At 68.9% G+C, this 17718-nt stretch carries 15 protein-coding genes; 11 read left to right on the forward strand and 4 right to left on the reverse strand.

The features are described 5' to 3' along the window. Positions 1–53 precede the first annotated feature (53 nt). On the reverse strand, positions 54–3206 hold the full coding sequence (locus ROY82_05530) for an HAD-IA family hydrolase (protein ID MDT3681924.1): 3153 nt from the start codon (positions 3204–3206) through the stop codon (positions 54–56). Between the two features lie 133 nt (positions 3207–3339). Here ROY82_05530 and ROY82_05535 point away from each other — a divergent pair, with 133 nt between their 5' ends. Then, entirely contained in the window at positions 3340–4119 is a 780-nt protein-coding gene (locus ROY82_05535) for a sulfite exporter TauE/SafE family protein (protein ID MDT3681925.1), read from the forward strand. A 169-nt stretch (positions 4120–4288) separates the two neighbouring features. After that, positions 4289–4966, forward strand: a complete 678-nt coding sequence (locus ROY82_05540) for a hemolysin III family protein (protein MDT3681926.1) — start codon at positions 4289–4291, stop codon at positions 4964–4966. 120 nt (positions 4967–5086) lie between these two features. Here ROY82_05540 and pruA read toward each other — a convergent pair whose 3' ends face one another. Beyond that, positions 5087–6634, reverse strand: a complete 1548-nt coding sequence (gene pruA, locus ROY82_05545; GenBank protein MDT3681927.1) for an L-glutamate gamma-semialdehyde dehydrogenase — start codon at positions 6632–6634, stop codon at positions 5087–5089. Positions 6635–6693: 59 nt separating this feature from the next. Next, positions 6694–7635: a proline dehydrogenase family protein gene (locus tag ROY82_05550; GenBank protein MDT3681928.1), complete on the reverse strand. Its 942-nt coding sequence runs from the start codon at positions 7633–7635 to the stop codon at positions 6694–6696. A gap of 237 nt (positions 7636–7872) precedes the next feature. Here ROY82_05550 and ROY82_05555 point away from each other — a divergent pair, with 237 nt between their 5' ends. Beyond that, on the forward strand, positions 7873–8439 hold the full coding sequence (locus tag ROY82_05555; protein MDT3681929.1) for a histidine phosphatase family protein: 567 nt from the start codon (positions 7873–7875) through the stop codon (positions 8437–8439). After that, the gene (locus tag ROY82_05560) at positions 8436–9059 is read left to right on the forward strand and encodes a GNAT family protein (protein MDT3681930.1); all 624 of its coding nucleotides are present in this window, start codon (positions 8436–8438) and stop codon (positions 9057–9059) included. The genes ROY82_05555 and ROY82_05560 overlap by 4 nt, the downstream gene beginning before the upstream one ends. A 75-nt stretch (positions 9060–9134) precedes the next feature. Here ROY82_05560 and ROY82_05565 read toward each other — a convergent pair whose 3' ends face one another. Continuing rightward, positions 9135–9842 (reverse strand): Crp/Fnr family transcriptional regulator, encoded by a 708-nt coding sequence (locus tag ROY82_05565; protein ID MDT3681931.1) that lies wholly within the window; start codon positions 9840–9842, stop codon positions 9135–9137. 82 nt (positions 9843–9924) lie between these two features. Between ROY82_05565 and ROY82_05570 the strand changes: the two genes are divergently transcribed. The 7 genes from ROY82_05570 (at position 9925) to ROY82_05600 (ending at position 17696) form a co-directional block, all read left to right on the forward strand. Then, entirely contained in the window at positions 9925–10629 is a 705-nt protein-coding gene (locus ROY82_05570; protein ID MDT3681932.1) for an ABC transporter ATP-binding protein, read from the forward strand. Between the two features lie 206 nt (positions 10630–10835). Then, a complete protein-coding gene (locus ROY82_05575) occupies positions 10836–12404 on the forward strand; it encodes an ABC transporter substrate-binding protein (protein ID MDT3681933.1) in 1569 nt (522 codons plus the stop codon). 152 nt (positions 12405–12556) lie between these two features. Beyond that, entirely contained in the window at positions 12557–13612 is a 1056-nt protein-coding gene (locus ROY82_05580) for an ABC transporter permease (protein ID MDT3681934.1), read from the forward strand. Further along, positions 13609–14475, forward strand: coding sequence for an ABC transporter permease (locus ROY82_05585; GenBank protein MDT3681935.1), 867 nt, complete (start codon positions 13609–13611; stop codon positions 14473–14475). Before ROY82_05580 ends, ROY82_05585 begins: the two co-directional genes overlap by 4 nt. Before the next feature lie 217 nt (positions 14476–14692). Beyond that, the gene (locus tag ROY82_05590) at positions 14693–16066 is read left to right on the forward strand and encodes an FAD-linked oxidase C-terminal domain-containing protein (protein ID MDT3681936.1); all 1374 of its coding nucleotides are present in this window, start codon (positions 14693–14695) and stop codon (positions 16064–16066) included. After that, a complete protein-coding gene (locus ROY82_05595; protein MDT3681937.1) occupies positions 16063–17067 on the forward strand; it encodes a type I phosphomannose isomerase catalytic subunit in 1005 nt (334 codons plus the stop codon). The genes ROY82_05590 and ROY82_05595 overlap by 4 nt, the downstream gene beginning before the upstream one ends. Beyond that, on the forward strand, positions 17064–17696 hold the full coding sequence (locus ROY82_05600) for an inosine/xanthosine triphosphatase (GenBank protein MDT3681938.1): 633 nt from the start codon (positions 17064–17066) through the stop codon (positions 17694–17696). The genes ROY82_05595 and ROY82_05600 overlap by 4 nt, the downstream gene beginning before the upstream one ends. The last annotated feature ends 22 nt before the right edge of the window (positions 17697–17718 follow it).

Here is a 17718-nt window from a genome sequence, read left to right on the forward strand (position 1 = left end):
CTGCATTGGCGTTGCGATGCCCTCGTGGCGGCCCGCAGCGGCCGTGGCGGTCCCTAGCCCGGCGCGGCGCTCCTGTCGTTCAAAGGAACGGCGAGCGGCTCCGCGGCCGAGAGCGAGTAGGGTTCACCGCGCACCTCCACCTGGGTGAGGGCCTCGTAGGTTCGCGCCCCAGGCGTCTCGACAGCAAGCGAGATGGCGTCGCGCGTGACCCTGGCCCTGATGCGCGCGCCGCGCCAGCGCAGCTTGAACTCCAGCGCCTCCCAGCCAGCCGGGAGGCGGGGGTCGAAGCGCAGGCGGCCCCCGTCGTCGCGCATGCCGCCGAAGCCGCCCACCACCGCCTGCCACGTGCCGCCGGCGGAGGCGATGTGCACGCCGTCGGCCGCGTTGCCGTGCTTGTCGGCCAGGTCGACGTAGAGCATGCGCTCGAAGTAGTCGGCCGCCAGGTCGTGGTGCCCTACCTCGGCGGCCATGATCGCCTGCACGGCCGCCGACAGCGTGGAGTCGCCGGTGGTGAGCGGGTCGTAGAAGTCGAAGGCGGCGCGCTTCTCTGCTGGCGTGAACTCGAGCGCGTAGAGGTACATCGCCAACACCAGGTCGGCCTGCTTCAAGACCTGGTGGCGGTAGATGACCAGCGGGTGGTAGTGAAGTAGCAGCGGGCGCTTGTCGGGTGGCGTGGCGGGTATGTCCCACGGTTCGCGGTCCATGAAGCGCGCATCCTGGAGGTGCACGCCGCGCTCTGCGTCGAAGCCCACGTGCATTGAGTCGGCCGCGCGGCGCCAGAACGCCGGTTCGGAGTCCTCGATTCCCAGGCGTGCGATGAGCGCAGCGGCGGCTTCGGGCGCCGTTCGCGCGAGCTCCTCCAGCATGTCGGCCGCGAAACGCAGGTTGAAGCGCGCGGCCACGTTGGTGTAGAAGTTGTCGTCCACCACGGCGCTGTACTCGTCGGGCCCGGTCACGCCGTTGATGTGGAACGACTCCGGGGGTCCGGCCTCGAAGTACCCCAAGGAAGCCCACATGCGGGCCGTTTCCACGGCGATGTCCGCCCCGTGGCCCTCGGCGAAGGCACGGTCGTCCGTTGCCGCTACGTACTTGGCAACGGCGTAGGTGATGTCGGCGTCGATGTGATACTGCGCCGTGCCCGCGGGGTAGTAGGCCGAAGCCTCCTCGCCGTTGATGGTGCGCCACGGGAACAGGGCGCCCTCCTCGGCCATCACCCGTGCGCGGCGCCTGGCGGCCGGCAGCATGGCGTGCCTGAACGAGAGCGCCGCCTCGGCGACGGCGGGGCGGGTATGCATCATGTACGGCAGGACGTAGATCTCCGTGTCCCAGAAGTAGTGCCCCGAGTAGCCGCTGCCGGTCACGCCCTTCGCGGCTATGCCGCGCCCGTCGGCGCGTGCCGAAGCCTGCGCCAGTTGGAACAGGTTCCAGCGCAGCGCCTGCTGCACGGCCGGTTGTCCCGTCACGCGCACGTCGGCGTCGGCCCAGAACTCTTCGAGCCACCGCCGCTGCGTGTCCACCGGCGCGCCTACCCCACCCGCCGCCGCGGAGTCGAGGGTGCGGCTGCAGGCCGCCACCAGGTCGTCGACCCGGTCGGCTGCGCCGTCGTGGTAGGCGGCCAGCTTGTGAAGCGTGGTGCTTGCCCCGCGCCTGCCGTGCAGTTCGAAAGTGACCTTTGCCTGCGTAGGGGAGACGGTGGTGGTGGCCTCGAAGGGAGTGTCAACTACCAAACGGTGGTCGAGCATGACGGCCACCCCCAGGCGTGAGTTGCGCGTCGCGTGGGCAAGGAATGGGCGGCCCCCCACCTCCCCATGACGCTGCGGCACGAGCGCACCCCTCATGTCCTCGGCCCTGCGCGGGTCGAACTCGGCGGTGCCGGGTGGTGGCGCGGTAGCCGCCGTGGCGCCCGGCTCGTCCTGCCGGTCGACCAGCGACGAAGTGATCACCACGGGGGCGTCGGCGTCGAGCAGGGTGACCGTGTACTCCATCGCGGCCAGGTGCTTGTCACTGAAGCTGACCAACCGGCGCGAGTTGACTGCCACGCGGTTGCCGCTCGGCGTGCGCCACAGGAGGCGCCTCTCGAGGCTGCCCCCCGCCATGTCGAGGGCGCGTTCGTAGTCGTCGAGTTCGGCGGTGTCCAGGTCGAGCTCGTCGTCACCGACGCGTAAGCGGATGGTCTTGGCGTCGGGCAGGTTGAGGATGGTCTGCCCGACGGTCGCGAAGCCGTAGGCCGCCTCCGGGTAAGTGATGGGCCAGGTCTCGTGGAAGCCGTTGATGAACGTGCCGTGCTCGTAGGCGGATCCCGCCTCCTCGCCGTTGCCTCGCAGCCCCAGGTAGCCGTTACCCAGCGCGAAGAGCGTCTCGGCCTGGCCGCGCCGCTCTGCGGAAGGGCGGGCCCTCTCCACCAGCCGCCACTCGTCGACCGGGTAGAGGCGCCTGTCGAGCGGCGGGGTCGCCACGGCCTCGGCGAGGGGCGCCAGGTCCGCCACCACCAGCCCGGCGCCGGCGCCTGCCAGCTCGTCGGCTCCGGCCCCGCGGTCGACGCCCACCACCAGGCCGAAGTTTCCGGCGCGCCCCGCCTCCACACCCGAGAGTGCGTCCTCGACCACCACCGCGTGCCCCGCCGGGACCCCCAACCGCTGCGCGGCGGCCAGGTAGGTGGCGGGGTCCGGCTTGCCGGCAAGCCCCTCGGCGGCAGCAAGGGCGCCGTCCACCACGACGGGGAAGCGGCCTGCCAGGCCGGCCGCGGCCAGCACGTTGACGGCGTTCCTGGAACTCGAGACCACGGCCATGGGTGTGCCGCTGGCCTCCAACCGCTCCAGCAGCGCCAACGACCCGGGGTACGGGGTCACTCCCTCCTCGCTCAGCACTCGTTGGAAGACGACGTTCTTCCGGTTCCCGAGGCCGCAGACGGTGTCGGCCTCGGGCGGGTCGTTGGGCCCACCCCACGGCAGCTCGATGTTCCGCGACCGTAGTAGCTCAGCCACGCCCTCGTAACGGGGCTTGCCGTCGATGTGGTCGAAGTAGTCCTGGGTGCCGTAGGGCGCCACGCCCGCATGCGCCCCTAGGTAGTCGGCGAAGAGGGCCTCCCACGCGCGCATGTGCACGGTGGCGGTGGGGGTGAGGACGCCGTCGAGGTCGAACAGGACGGCGGCGAACCGGGAGAGGTCGGGGAGCTCGCCCGCTGGATTCGTGACTGGCCGAAACATGCCTAACCATACGGGGCGGCGTGGCGAGGGAGCTGCGGCAGCGTCCGGCGGCCGTGATTGCCGGGCCTGACCTGGCGGCGAGGGGCCGGGGGGCGCTCACCCACGTCGTTTCCTGGGTGTAGGGTAGCGCGTGATGTCACTTTCCGGTCGCGCTATCGTCATCGGCCTCGCGGGTGGGTTCTTCGGCAGCATGGTGGGTCTCGGGGGCGCCGTCGTGATCATCCCGCTGCTCACCGGGTGGGCGAAGGTGAGCCAGCACAAGGCGCACGCCACCAGCCTGGTCGCCGTCGTCTTCACCGGGCTCATCGGCGCCTGGGCGTACGCCAGTGGGGGAGCCCTCGACTGGGGCATAGCCGTTCCCGTCGCCATCGCAGCGGTGATCACCTCCACCTTCGCCGCCGCGTACTCGGCCCGGGTGCCGGCAGGGGTGCTGAAGCGGATCTTCGGCCTCTTGCTCATCGCCGCGGCCATCAGCCTGATCTTCGGGCTAGAGGTGAGCGGGCAGGGGATAGGCGGCGCCTGGCGCCTGCCCGCCGCGGTCTTGTTGGGGCTCCTGTCGGGGACGCTCACGGGCCTGCTCGGGATAGGCGGGGGCGCCTTCATCGTGCCGTTGCTGGTACTGGCATTCGGCCTGGAGCAACACCTCGCGCAGGGAACCAGCCTCGCCGTCATGATCCCGGCCGGGATAGCCGGGACCGCCGTGCACGTCAGCAACAGGCGCATAGACGCGCGGCTCGTGCTGGGCCTGATAATCGGCGTCGCCATCGGGGCGTTCGGGGGCGGCAAGCTCGCGCTGCTCACCCCCGAGAGGCCGCTGCAGATAATCTTCGGCATCATCCTGCTCTGGACCGGCGCGCGCTACGTGCTGCCGGCGAGGAAGAAGGCGCCCGCCAACTTGCCGCTCGAGCGCTGAGTGGCGCGGCCGCCGCCGAGTGGCGCGAGCGCCGCTCAGGGCACCCGCGCGCGCCTGAACCTACGGATTTCGTTTCGGGTGCGTTCGGCTGCGTCGTCAGGGCACCCGCGCGCGCCTGAACCTACGGTCGTTACGGTCGCCTTACGTGTTGGGCCCTAGACTGGCCCATATGGGTACGTCCTCTCAGGCAAGCTCGCACGGGTTCCTCAGGGAGCCGGTGAACGCGCTGACTCACCTAGCAGGCGCCGTGCTGTCGCTGGCCGCCACTATCGTCCTGGTCGTCATGGCCAGGTCGAGCACCACCGCGCTGGTGGCGTTCCTCATCTATGGGGCGTCCTCCGTAGTGCTCTTCAGCGCCAGCACGGCGCTGCACTCCGTTTTCGCCGGCCCGCGCCTCGAACGCTGGCTCAGGCGCATGGATCACGGCGCGATCTACGGTCTCATCGCGGGTTCTTACACGCCGATCGCGTTGGTGGCCATGCAGCCCGAGTTCGCCACCTGGGGGTGGTGGCTGTTCGGGCTGGTTTGGCTCTTCGCCGTCGGCGGGTTGCTGTTCAAGACGTTCTGGCTGGGCGCCCCGCGCTGGTTGAGCACTGCGCTGTACCTGGCCATGGGTTGGTTGGTGGTCGTGGCCATCGTGCCCGTGGCGAAGGCGCTAGGGCTGGAGAACATGATTTGGCTCGGGATCGGCGGTTTCTTCTACAGCGTGGGCGCGGTCGTCTACGCGCTGAAGCGCCCCCGGCTGTGGCCGGCGACGTTCGGCTATCACGAGCTGTGGCACCTCTTCGTGCTGGCGGGATGGGGTTGCCACCTCGTCATCATGCTGCGCCTGGCGGCCGGCGTTTGACGACCGGTGAGCAGCCGCGGCGCCGTTGGCCGTGACGGTGTCAGCGGCGGCCCGAGGACCGGATCCGGGGTTAGGACCGGAACCAGCCTGGGGACCGGAACCGGCCTCGATGGTTCTGGCCTAGAAGCGCTCGGTGGTCGTCTTCATCTCCATGAAGTTCTTGAGGTAGTCCGGGCCGCCGGCCTTGGTGTTGGAACCCGACATCTTGAAGCCGCCGAAGGGCTGGACGCCCACGAGGGCGCCCGTGATCTTACGGTTGAGGTAGAGGTTGCCCACCTGGAACTCGGCGCGGGCGCGCGCCAGGTTCTCCCGGCTGCGGCTGATGACGCCGCCCGTGAGGGCGTACATGCTGCCGTTGGCGATCTCCAGCGCGTGCCCGAAGTCCTTGGCGCGCAGCACAGCCATGACGGGCCCGAAGATCTCCTCGCAGGCGATAGTGGCGCCCACCGGCACGTCGGCGAATACCGTCGGTTGGATGAACCAGCCGTCGCCGGCGGCTGGGCCGCCGCCCGTCACCAGGCGCGCCTCGGCCTTGCCCGACTCTATGTAGCCGAGGATCTTCTGGTACTGGCGCTCGTTTATCACAGGGGCGACGTCCGGGTTCTCGTCCGCCGGGCCGATCGTCAGCTTCTCGGTCAGCGACTTGACGCGCTCCAGCAGCTCATCGTGAACCTCGTCCACCACGATCAGGCGGCTCATGGCGGAGCACTTCTGGCCCTGGAAGCCGAAGGCGCTGGTCACCGCGGCCTGGGCGGCCAGTTCCAGGTCGGCCGTCTCGTCGACGATCAGAGCGTCCTTGCCGCCCATCTCGAGGAACGTGCGCTTGAGCCACGTCTGGCCGGGCTGTACCTTGGCGGCGCGCTCGAAGATGCGCGTGCCGGTGCCCACGGAGCCCGTGAAGTTGATGAAGCGCACACGCGGGTGGTCGACCAGGGCGTCGCCCAGCACGGCGTCGTCGCCCGTCAACAGGTTGATGACGCCGGGCGGGTAGCCGGCCTCGGCCACCAGCTCCATGAACTTGGCGGCGATGATCGGCGTGGAGGGGGAGGGCTTGACCACTACGGTGTTGCCGACGACCACGGGCCCGACGGTGGTGCCGACCAGGATGGCCAAGAGGAAGTTCCACGGTGGGATGACCAACCCGGCGCCCATAGGTTGGAACACCGTGGTGTTCTCCTCGCCGGCATGGGTGTAGGAGTGTAGCGGCGCGGCGTGGGTGAGCGCCATGCGGGCGTAGTACTCGCAGAAGTCGATGGCCTCCGCGACGTCCGCGATGGCCTCGAGGTAGTTCTTGGAAGCCTCGAACACTTCCCAGGCGGCCAGCTCCTCGCGCCTGCGGCGCATGATGGCTGCCAGCTTGACGAGCAGGCGGGCGCGGTCCTCCATGCTCCAACGCGACCAGCCCTCGTAGGCCCGCCAGGCGGCGTCGATGGCCAGTTCTATCTCGCGGGGGCCGGCCTTGGTGGCGCGCCCGACCAGCCGATCCTTGCGCGACGGGTCGCGCGACTCCAGGTATTGACCGGTGGTGACGTGTTCGCCGTCGATGGTCAGGGGGTAGTCCTTGCCAAGTTGGCCCCGTACGTCTTCCAGCGTCCTTCGGAAGCGCGTCAGGGTGGCGGGGTCGGTGAAGTCCGCGAACGGTTCGTTTCTGTATGGCTCGAATAGCATGGGCTTTCTCCTCTCGCGAGAGCGGCAACGAGGCCGCATTGCGGGGCGTTACCGGGGTGCTAGCCGAACAGGCCGCGCACCACGAACGCCAGGTTGGCCGGCCGCTCCGCCAGCCGCCTGCTGTAGTAGCCGTACCAGTCCGCGCCGAACGGTACGTACACGCGCACGGGGTGCCCTTGGGCCGTCAGCCGTTCCTGCAGTTGCGGCCGTACGCCGTAGAGCATCTGCACCTCGTAGCGCTCCGGTCCGAGCCTGGCGCCACGGGCGTACGCGAGCAGTTCGCGCAGCAGGGCCTCGTCGTGGGTGGCGATGTTCAGCTTGAGCCCGGCCTCGAGTGCGCGGAAGGCGAGTGTGCGGTAAGCGTCGTCCACCTTGCGCACGTCGGGGATGGCGTCCTGGGGCGCCTCGTTGTACGCGCCCTTGACCAGCCGCAAGGCCGTAACGCCCGAGTAGCGCTTGGCCAGCTCGATCACTCGTTCGAGGTCCTCCGGCGTCCGGTACAAGTAGCTCTGCAAGACGGTGCTCACGCCCTGGTGCCCGGCCTCGCGCAGGCGTTCAAACAGGTCGAGCGTGCCGCCCACGAAAGGGACGTTCTCCATGTCGAGGCACACGTGGCCGCCCAGGCTCAGTGCACGGCGCACCACGCGGTCTGCGAGTTCGAACGCGAGTTCGGGGCTGACGCCGAGACCGAGCTGCGTTGGCTTGACGCTGAGGTACGGCTCCACGCCGGCCGCCTGAGTCACCACCAGGCAGTCCTCGATCTCGTCGGCGACCGCCCGCGCGCCCCGTTCGCTGCCCACTGCCTCGCCGAGCAGGTCCAGGATGACGCGGCGGCCACTCTGCTGGATGGCCAGTAGAGCCGGAACGGCGCTCGAGACGTCCTCACCGGCCACGAACCGCCCGACCCCCACGCGCCAGCCGTAGCGGCTGATGACCGACTTCACGAATGGAGCCGAGGCTACGGCCAGCGTCACGTTGCGGTAGAGGGGAGCGACGTCCATGGCGATACGGTGATTGTAACCGGGTGGGACGCGCTTTCTGGTTGGCTCTGGAGGTCGAGTAAACATTCGAACAGAGCCCGGAGTTGGTGCGCTGCTAACTTGGTGTCAGCGTGTGAGCGCGGGCGGGGTCGCTCGGCCGATCCCCGTTCTGCTCGGTCGCCGCGTGGAGGACCTGCTGCCGATGACGAGTACCCGCCCGCTGTCCGCACACGACTACACTTTCTGCGAGGCCCTGAGTTGAGGCTTTACTTCGTTCGCCACGGCGAGACGGACTGGAATCTGGTCGAGTCGCGCGGCGCCAAGGGTTGGGCGAAGGACTTCGCCCCGCTTACCGCCCTGGGCCGCCTACAGATCGACACGATCGCGCGCGATTACCGGCTCGAGGAGGCTGAGGCGATCTTGTGCAGCACCTACACCCGGGCGCTGGAGTCCGCCGCGCTGCTCAGCCGCGCCATCAACAAGCCGCTATACGTCGAACACGACCTCCACGAGTGGTTGCCGCAGAAGGACCCGCTCACCGAGCTCGATCCGAACTCCTTCGAGCGCGCCCGGCAGAGCCTGTCGGGCACGCGCCTGGAGGAGAACGCGCCGTGGGAGTCCATCGAGGAGGTGCGCCAGCGGGTGGTGGCCGTGTTGAGGCGCTACCGGCGCTTCAACACCCTGGTGGTGGTGACACACGGGGTAGTCATCGGTAGTCTGGTAGGCGTGCAAAGGCTCGTCGATCACGCCGAGATCGTGCCGTTCGACCTCGACCTCGACCAGGACACGAAGCTCGCCGCTGACACCCCGCGCGTAGTCAGGTGAGCGCCACGGTCAGCCTGCCGACCGACACCGTGTTGGTAGGGAGCCTGGTGCGCTTGGAGCCCCTGACGCCGGCGCACCTGCCGGCGCTCCTGGAGATCGCCTTCTCCAACCCCGACGAGTTCAGGTTGACGTCCACCCCGACCACGGAGGCCGAGGCCGAGAAGTACTTCGGCGCCGTGCTGGCGCAGCGGGCGGCCGGCACGGCGCACCCGGTGGCCGTGCTCGATGCAGCCGGCCGCGTCATCGGCACCAGCCGCCTTAGCGAGGTCGACATCCGGCACCGTCGGTGCGAACTCGGCTTCACCTGGTACGACCCGACGCTCTTCCAGACGGGCGTGAACGTCGATTGCAAGCTGCTGCTGTTGGGGTTCGCCTTCGACTCCCTCGGCATGCACCGCGTCCAGATCCACACCGATACCCGCAACGTTCGCTCGCAGAGGGCCATCCTCGCGTTGGGCGCACGCTTCGAGGGGGTCCTCCGCAGGCATCAGGTTGCCAAGGACGGTTACGTGCGCGACTCGATGGTGTACGGCATCACCGACCTGGACTGGCCGGAGGTGGAGCCGCACCTGCGGGCGCGGCTCGCCAAGCGGACAGCGGGCGCTACCCGCGCGGCCTGATTCCGTGGGCGGAACCCGACCCGCGCGATCCCCAGCCGCTTCACGCGCGGCCTTATCCCCCGACTTGGCAGAACGTTAGCGGATGCCGTGCAGGATCTCGTCCAGGCCTTGCGGATCGGTGATGAACACTTCCTTCGGCCGCGTCTCGATGACCCCCTCGGCCTCCAACGCCTTGAGTGCGCGCGTGACGGTCTCGCGTGACGTGCCCGCCAGGTTCGCAAGTTCCTGATGCGTGAGGCGCACGAGTGGCCGGTCTTCCTCGCGCTCCACGACGCCGCCCTGATAAAGCCTGAGGAGCACGTAGGCCACCCGGCCCTGGGCGTCCTTGTAGGAGAGGATCTGCGACTCGTCGTCCATGCCGCGCAGGCGCTCGGCCAGGGTGGCGTTGAGGTTGAGGCTGATGGCCGGGTAGTCGGCAATGAGCTTGCGGAAGTCGTCGTTGAAGAGCAGGTAGGCGTGCATCTCCCCGAGGGTGGTGGCGGTGGCGCTGCGGGTAGTCTCGCCGAGGAGGGCCATCTCGCCGAAGAACTCGGGCGACTGGAGGATGGCCAGCGTCTTCTCGTGGCCCCCGAGGTCGACCTTCGACAGCTTCACGAGCCCGGCCGAGACGATGTAGAGCGCCTCGCCCTGGTCTCCCTCCTGAAAAACGGTGGCGTTGGGCTCGTAAACGCGCTTCCGGACGGCGGCCGCGGCTATCTCGAGCGCCCGCTCCGGGGCGTCACGGAAGAGCGGCACACTCTTCAAGAGGCGAAGTAGCTGGTTGCTATCCGGTTCGCTGTTCACACCAACTCCACTTCGAGCAGCCCGTTGATGGGTTCCAAACTTGGGCGAGCGACGGGTTTCAGCTTGCCATTATAGTAACCCCGTGAGTCAGCCACTTGCGACCCGCGATCTGGTGCGGCGCTTCAAGGCTCCGGGCGGCGATGTGCCGGTGCTTCGAGGTGCGTCCTTGGCGCTGGACGAGGGCGAGGTGGTAGCGGTCCTCGGCCCCTCGGGCTCGGGGAAGAGCACGCTGCTGCACCTCCTCGGCGGCCTCGACCGCCCCGACGGCGGCGAGATCTACTGGGGCGACTTCGCCGTGCACGAGCATCCACCGCGGGAGCTGGCCGCCAGGCGGGCGTGGCACGTGGGCCTCATCTTCCAGAACCATTACCTGTTGCCCGACTTCTCGCTTCTGGAGAACGTGATGATGCCCGGCAGGATAGTCGGGCAGCCCGACGCCAAGCGCGCCAAGGAGCTGCTGGAGCGCGTGGGCCTGGGAGAACGACTGCACTTCCCGCCCTCGCGCGTGTCGGGCGGTGAGAGACAGCGTGCCGCCGTAGCGCGAGCCCTGGCACTCGAGCCGCGGGTGCTACTCGCCGACGAGCCCACCGGCTCCCTCGACCACGCGCGTGCCGAGGCCGTGTTCTCCTTGCTCCTCGAACTCGCCGCCGAAGAGGGCACCGCCGTCGTGGCCGTGACCCACGACGAGCGCCTGGTCGACAGGCCCGGCGTGCGCACGCTGCGCTTACTGGACGGTCGGCTCGTGCCCGGCGTGCCGCGGCAGCCCGCCCTGAGCGAGCTGGCCTGAGCCGCGGGCCGCCGCGCCCGCAAGCACGCAGCGGCGTTCACATCATGAAAGTTACGTCAAGGCAGGTGCCTCGCTGTGAGTTACTTCACGTGATAACATCGTGAGCGTCGAACGTAGGCACAGCCGGAGCCGCGCAACGCCACTCTCAGGAGACGCGGGGTCCGCGGAGTTTCCGTGCTGTCCACGTCGTGGATATTGGAGGCTACATGAAGAGACTGTCAGTTCTACTCGCCCTGTTCTTGACCTTCGGCCTGGCAAGCGCCCAGACCCTGGTATTCGGGGCCAGCGGCTTCCCCTCCTCCCTAGAAGGCGTCGATTCGCAAGACGGCAACTCGCTGGTCGTCAGCTCTCAGATCACCGAGCGCCTGGTCGACTTCGCGCCCGGCAAGACCGACCTCATCCCCGCTCTCGCTACCTCCTGGAGCGCGAACGACGACGCCACCGTGTGGACGTTCGAGCTTCGTCAGGGCGTCAAGTTCCACGACGGCACGCCGTTCAACGCCGAGGCCGTCAAGTTCAACATCGACCGCTGGAACGACCCCAACGATCCCTATAGCGGGCGCGACCAGGGCAAGACGTTCGTGCCCTGGGGTTGGGTCTTCGGTGGCCCCATCGGTGAGGGCAACCTCATCGAGAGCGTGAAGGCAACGGGCCAGTACACGGTCGAACTCACGCTCACCCAGCCCGCTCCGTTCCTCCCCGCGCTGTTCGCCGCCGTCTACTTCCAGTTCAACAGCCCCGCCGCGGTCAAGGCCAACGGCGTCAACTACGGCACTCCGGGTGTCGGTAGCGTGGGCACCGGCCCCTTCAAGTTCGTCGAGTGGGTCGAGGGCGAGCGTGTGGTCCTCGAGCGCAACGACGACTACTGGGGCGAGAAGCCCAAGGTCGAACGCGTCATCTTCCGCGGCATCGATCAGCCCACCGCCCGCCTGGCGGAACTGCAGGCCGGCACCATCGACATCGCCGTGTTGCTCACTAGTGACGACCTCCCCACCGTCGAGAACGACCCCAACCTCAAGGTCGCCATCGCCGACTCGGAACTCAACGTCGGCTACATCGCCTTGAACCAGATGAACAAGCCGCTCGACAACGTGCTGGTTCGCCGCGCCATCGCCACGGCCATTGACCGCGACGCCATCGTCGATGCGTTCTACCAGGGCCTGGGCGTGGTGGCCCAGGATCACCTCCCGCCCGTGCTGTTCGGGCACGGCGAGCCCTGGCCGTACAAGTACGACCCCGAGCACGCCAAGGAGCTCCTTGCCGAGGCCGGCTTCCCGGACGGCTTCACGACCGAGTTCTGGTACATGCCGGTCAGCCGCCCGTACTTCCCGGCCCCGCAGCCGATCGCCGAGACGGTCGCCTCGTACCTGGCCGACGTCGGCATCACCGCGAACCTCATGACGGAAGACTGGACCACCTACCTGGCCGACTACACGACCGGTAAGTTCCCGATGTACATGCTGGGTTGGAACGCCGACTACGCCGACCCCGACAACTTCCTGCTCACCTTCTTCGGCCCCTCGGCCGCCGGTAGCCTCGGCTGGGACAGCCCCGAGACCCTGGCCCTCCTCAACGAGGCCCGCCAGATCTCGGATCAGACCAAGCGTGCCGAGCTGTACGCGCAGGTCAACGACACGGTGGCCGACCAGGCCATCTCGATCCCCATGGCGCACAACCGCTCGCTGAACGCGGTGCGCGCCAACATCGACGGCTGGCAGCCCAGCCCGCTCGGCTACTCTTCGGTGAGCCTGATCCCGGTCACCAAGACCGAGTAGGTTTACTTGTTCGCGTGAGGCGCCCATTCTCTCGGGCGCCTCACGGCATCCTTTATCTTGAGTACGGCGCGCCCGACGGCACGTGTGGGGCGCGCTCGGTGATGGGTTCGAGGGTTGGGCACGCGTCCCACGAATCAGCTTGGAGTTGAAGCTTGGCCGCCTATGTTCTGCGCCGCGTCGCTGGCCTGATTCCGGTCCTGATCGGCGTTACCCTCCTGATATTCTTCCTAACGCGCGTGCTGCCGGGCGACCCGGCGGTCGCCATGCTCGGCCAGCGAGCCGCCCCTGCCCTGGTCGAGCGTCTGCGCTCAGACCTTGGGCTCGACCGCCCCCTTTTCGTCAACACCGCAAAGTTCAAGGAGACCGGCAACGTCAAGGCGTTGTTCGACAGCCAGTACTTCTCTTACATGGGCGGTCTAATCCGCCTCGACCTGGGGCGCTCGATTTTCACCCTGGTCCCCATCACCGACAGCCTCAAACACAGGTTCCCAGCCACCTTCGAGCTGACGCTCGCGGCCATGTTCCTGGCCGTGGCGGTGGGCATTCCCGCCGGCATGTGGGCGGCCCTTAGGCGCGGCACGTTGGCCGACACCGGGGTCATGCTGCTGGCCGTCTCGGGCGTGTCGTTCCCCGTGTTCTGGCTGGCCATCGTGTTCATCTACTTCTTCGCCGTCGTCCTCGGTTGGCTACCGCCGTCCGGCCGCATCTCCAATCAGATCCAGTTGCAGCCCATCACCGGCTTCTACGTGCTCGACTCGCTGCTGCGCGGCAACCTGACAGCCACCTGGGACGCCCTCAGGCACCTGGTGCTGCCGGCAGTCGCTCTGGGCACCATCCCCCTCGCCATCGTGGTGCGCATGACCCGCTCCGCCATGTTGGAGGTGCTCGGCCAGGACTACGTGCGCACCGCGCGCGCGAAGGGCCTGAGCGAGCGCGTCGTGGTGCGCAAGCACACGCTACGCAACGCGCTCCTGCCCGTGATCACCGTCATCGGCCTCAGCTTCGGCACCCTCCTCTCGGGCGCCATCCTCACCGAGACCGTATTCAGCTGGCCGGGCATCGGGCGTTGGGTCTACGACGGCATCTCGGCGCGTGATTACCCCATCATCCAAGGCGGAGTGATCTTCGTGGCCACCATGTTCGTGCTGGTGAACCTGCTCGTCGACCTGTCTTACGGACTCATCGATCCGAGGATCCAGTACTCGTGAGCGTCGAGGCCGCTTCCCCCCAGCGCCGCAACGACGCCTTGAAGCGCTTCTTCCGTCACCCGACCGGGGTATTCGGGATGGGCATAGTGTTGTTCCTGGTTCTCGTCTCGCTGCTGGCGCCCATCATCAAGCCTTACGACGCCACGCGCGACCGCAACCTCCGCGCCCGCCTAGCGCCCCCAAGCGCGGAGCGCTGGTTCGGCGCCGACGAGCTGGGCCGCGACCAGTTCACTCGCGTGCTCCACGGCGGGCGCATCAGCCTGCGCGTAGGCCTGGCGGCCGTGGCCTTCGCCGTGGTCACGGGGACCATCCTCGGCCTCCTGGCAGGCTACGTGGGTGGCTGGACGGACACCATCATCGTGTGGTCCATGGACATCCTGCTCGCCTTCCCGGGCATTCTGCTCGCCATCGCCATCGTGGCCACGCTCGGTCCGAACCTCACCAACGCCCTCATCGCCATCTCCATCACGCAGGTGCCCATCTACACGAGGATCGTGCGCTCCGTGGTGTTGTCCGTCAGGCAGTCCGAGTTCGTGCAGGCGGCGCGCTCGTTGGGCTCGGGCGCCCCACGCATCGTCCTCATGCACGTCTTGCCCAACAGCATGGCGCCCCTCATCGTGCAGCTGACCCTGTCGATCGGCACCGCCATCTTGGACGTGGCGGCCCTGGGCTTCCTCGGCCTCGGCGCGCAGCCACCCGCTCCGGAGTGGGGGCTGCTCATCCGCGACGGTTTCACGCAGTTCCTGCGCGCACCTTGGATGTCGCTCTTCCCGGGCCTCGCCATCTTCCTCGCCGTGGTCGGCTTCAACCTGCTGGGCGACGCGGTCAGGGACGTGCTGGACCCGCGTTTGCGTAACGTCTAGCGCCTAGTGCCTATTGCCTAACGTCTAGTGTGTAGCGTCGCGGCACCGGAAGCGCGGGGTCCTCGGCCTGCCGCTGCCGTGAAGCATCCTCGGCCTACCGGCTGGTGCACGGGGTCCTCGGCCTACCGGCTGCCGCGCGGGGTCCCCGGCCTACCGGCCACCGGAAGGGCTCAGGCAGCGAGGTAGGTAAGCCGGCCTCCGCATTAGAGTAGGGCCCATGAACGTCGCCCACGAACTCGCGAGCCTGCTCGGCGCCGACCGTGTAGACACGTCCGCCGCGGTGCTCGCTCAACACTCCCACGGGGAGTCCTACGCCAAGGGCGTAATCCCTGCGGCCGTCGTCTACCCGCAGAGCACGGCCGAGGTCGCCGCCCTGCTGCAATTCGCGTCACGAGAGGGCGTCCCCGTTACCCCGGTCGGCGCCAACAGCAGTCTGGAGGGACACACGGTTCCCGCGGCCGGAGGCATCTCGCTCGACTTGGGGCGCATGGACCTCATCCTCGAGGCGCACCCCGAGGACCTCCTTGCGGTGGTGCAGCCCGCCGTCACGTACCCGCGCTTGAACGAGCACGTGCGCCGCCACGGACTGTTCTTCCCGATAGACCCCGGCGCTCACGCCTCGCTGGGCGGCATGGTCAGCACCAACGCTTCGGGCACGGCGGCCGTTCGTTACGGCACGACGGGCGATTACGTGCTGGCGTTGGAGGTCGTGACCCCCACCGGCGAGATCCTCCGGCTCGGTAATCGCGCCCGCAAGTCTGCCAGCGGCTACGACCTGTGCGCGCTGTTCACCGGCGCCGAGGGAACGCTGGGGGTGATCACCGAGGTGACCGTCAGGCTCGTCGGGCTGCCCGAGGCTGCCGCGGCCGCGCGACTGCCGTTCCCCGACGCCTTCAAGGCCACGTCGTTCGTTACCCGGCTGATCCAGGCCGGCGTGCCCGTGGCGCGCTGCGAGCTGGTCGACGCCGCGAGCATCCGCTCCGCCAACGCCTATTCGGGTACCAGCTTCCCGGAGGAGATGACCATCTTCCTCGAGTTCCACGGCAACCCGGCAGGGATAGGGGCCGAGGTGGCACTGGCCCGCGACCTCGCCGAGGACGCCGGGGCCACCGCGTTCGAGGCCGCCACGGACGCCACGGAACGCGCGCGGCTATGGGAAACGCGCCACACCATGCTCTTCGCCTCCAACGCCTCGCACCCCGGGCTGGAAAGCCTGGTCACGGACGTGGCGGTGCCCATCTCGAACCTGCCGGAGGCGCTGACCGCGGCGCTCGACGACTGCGCCGCCAACGGCTTCGACGCCAACCTGGTGGGCCACGTCGGCGACGGGAACTTCCATCTCACGCTGTACATGGAGGACGATCCCGCGCGGCGGGTGGCGGCGCAGGGGATCGTCGACCGCATGACCTACCGGGCGTTGGACGCCGGCGGCACCGCCACGGGGGAGCACGGTGTGGGCCTGCGCAAGCTCAAGTACATGGAGCGCGAACACGGCGCGGCGCTGGCGCTCATGCGCGCCATCAAGGACACGCTCGACCCCGCGGGCATCATGAACCCCGGCAAGAAGCTTCCGAAGGCGGCCGCGGGGTGAGCGGGGGGTTCGAGCCGTACCCGCTGGTCCTCGGTCCGCACCTGTACCGCCGGCTCTGGGGCGGGTCGAGGCTGGCCGCGTGGCTGGGCGGGAGGGGAGACCTACCGGTCAGCGGCCCCGAAGGGGAGCCGGTCGGGGAGGCGTGGCTGCTCGACGCCTCCAGCGTGGTCCTGAACGGGCCGCACTCGGGGGATACCCTCGGCATGGTGGCCGCCACCGCCGAGGCCGACCTCGTGGGCGAGACCGCCATGCTGCGCTACGGCCCCCGCGTGCCGCTCTTGGCCAAGTTCATCGACGCGGCCCAGGACCTCTCCGTGCAGGTGCACCCGGACGACGCTTACGCGCTGCGCGAGCACCCGGGCAGCGGTCACCTCGGCAAGACCGAGGCCTGGTTCTTACTGGACTCAGCGCGAGGGGCGTCCGTGCTGTGGGGGTTTCGCCGGCCGCTCACCGAGCAGGAGGTGCGCCAAGCGGTGGCGGAGCGCACGCTCGCGGACCTCATGCACCGGCTGCCCGTCGCCAGGGGGAGCGTCGTGGTGAACCCCGCCGGCACGGTCCACGCCGTTGGGGCAGGGTGCTTCCTCTTCGAGATCCAGCAGGCCAGCGACCTCACCTACCGCCTCTTCGACTACGGCCGACTGGCCGCCGACGGCCGACCACGAGAACTCCACCTGGACAGGGCCCTGGCGGTGGCGGATCTGTCCGGGGCGCCGCCGCCGGCGAACCCCGTCACGGCAGTCGGCGACGGCTTCGCGCGGCTGGTCGCACTTCCCGAGTTCGTGCTCGACCATCGGGTGGTGATGCCCGGCGAGACGAGGGAGTACCGCACCGAGCGTCGCTCGTTGGAGATCCTGGTGAGCGTGCGCGGCGAGCTGACCGTGAGCGGCGGCGGCGAGGAGGCGACGGTGCGTGAAGGCGGCACCGTCGTCCTACCTGCGGCCCTGGGAACCTACCGACTCACCGGCGACGCCGAGGTCCTGCGCTCGGCGGTGGGCGCTTGAGCGGGGGTGAGCCCCTGTTGACCGGCGTCGCCGCCGAGGCGATTGCGACGTTGGGCCGCGTTGCCCTGGGGTCGGTGAGCCCGGCGAAGGTCAGTGCCGTGGAGACCGCGCTGCGGCGCGTTCACGGCGGGTTCGTCGCCGTGACGCCCGTTCGAGCCCCGTCACACGTGGCGAACCAGCCGGTGGGCGACGAGGAGACCTTCCGGGGCGCCCGGGCGAGGGCCGCGGGCGCTCTGAGGCTGGTGCCAGGCGCGTTGCTGGGCATCGGCATAGAGGCCGGAGTAGCGTGGCGCCCGACCGCCGCCCGGGGCGGGGAAGGGCGTGGCGCCGAACCGCCGGGGCCCCGGTTGTTCACGAGCGCGTGGGTGGTCGCCGTTGACCGCTACGGCCTGGAGGGAAGCGCTTGCAGCGCGGCGTTCGAGGTTCCCGACCACCTGGCCGGGCCCGTGATGAGGGGCGCGGAGTTGGGCACGGCGCTGGACGCTGCCTTCGGCCTCGAGAGGGCGAAGGACGGCCCCGGCGCAGCGGGGGTGCTGAGCCGGGGCCTGGTCACGCGGTCGGAACTGTACGTGCAGGCCGTACTCTTGGCCCTGCTCCCGTGGGTGGCACCGGAGCCCCCAGGCGGCTAGGTCGGCGATGGGCGGTCCGCGC

It is taken from the genome of Truepera sp., assembly GCA_032027045.1.
Taxonomy (GTDB): domain Bacteria; phylum Deinococcota; class Deinococci; order Deinococcales; family Trueperaceae; genus JAAYYF01.

Bases quoted from the DNA above. Each gene is read 5' to 3' on its own strand.
- ROY82_05530 (MDT3681924.1), bottom strand. From the start codon at position 3,206: ATGTTTCGGCCAGTCACGAATCCAGCGGGCGAGCTCCCCGACCTCTCC.
- ROY82_05535 (MDT3681925.1), top strand. From the start codon at position 3,340: ATGTCACTTTCCGGTCGCGCTATCGTCATCGGCCTCGCGGGTGGGTTC.
- ROY82_05540 (MDT3681926.1), top strand. From the start codon at position 4,289: ATGGGTACGTCCTCTCAGGCAAGCTCGCACGGGTTCCTCAGGGAGCCG.
- pruA (MDT3681927.1), bottom strand. From the start codon at position 6,634: ATGCTATTCGAGCCATACAGAAACGAACCGTTCGCGGACTTCACCGAC.
- ROY82_05550 (MDT3681928.1), bottom strand. From the start codon at position 7,635: ATGGACGTCGCTCCCCTCTACCGCAACGTGACGCTGGCCGTAGCCTCG.
- ROY82_05575 (MDT3681933.1), top strand. From the start codon at position 10,836: ATGAAGAGACTGTCAGTTCTACTCGCCCTGTTCTTGACCTTCGGCCTG.
- ROY82_05590 (MDT3681936.1), top strand. From the start codon at position 14,693: ATGAACGTCGCCCACGAACTCGCGAGCCTGCTCGGCGCCGACCGTGTA.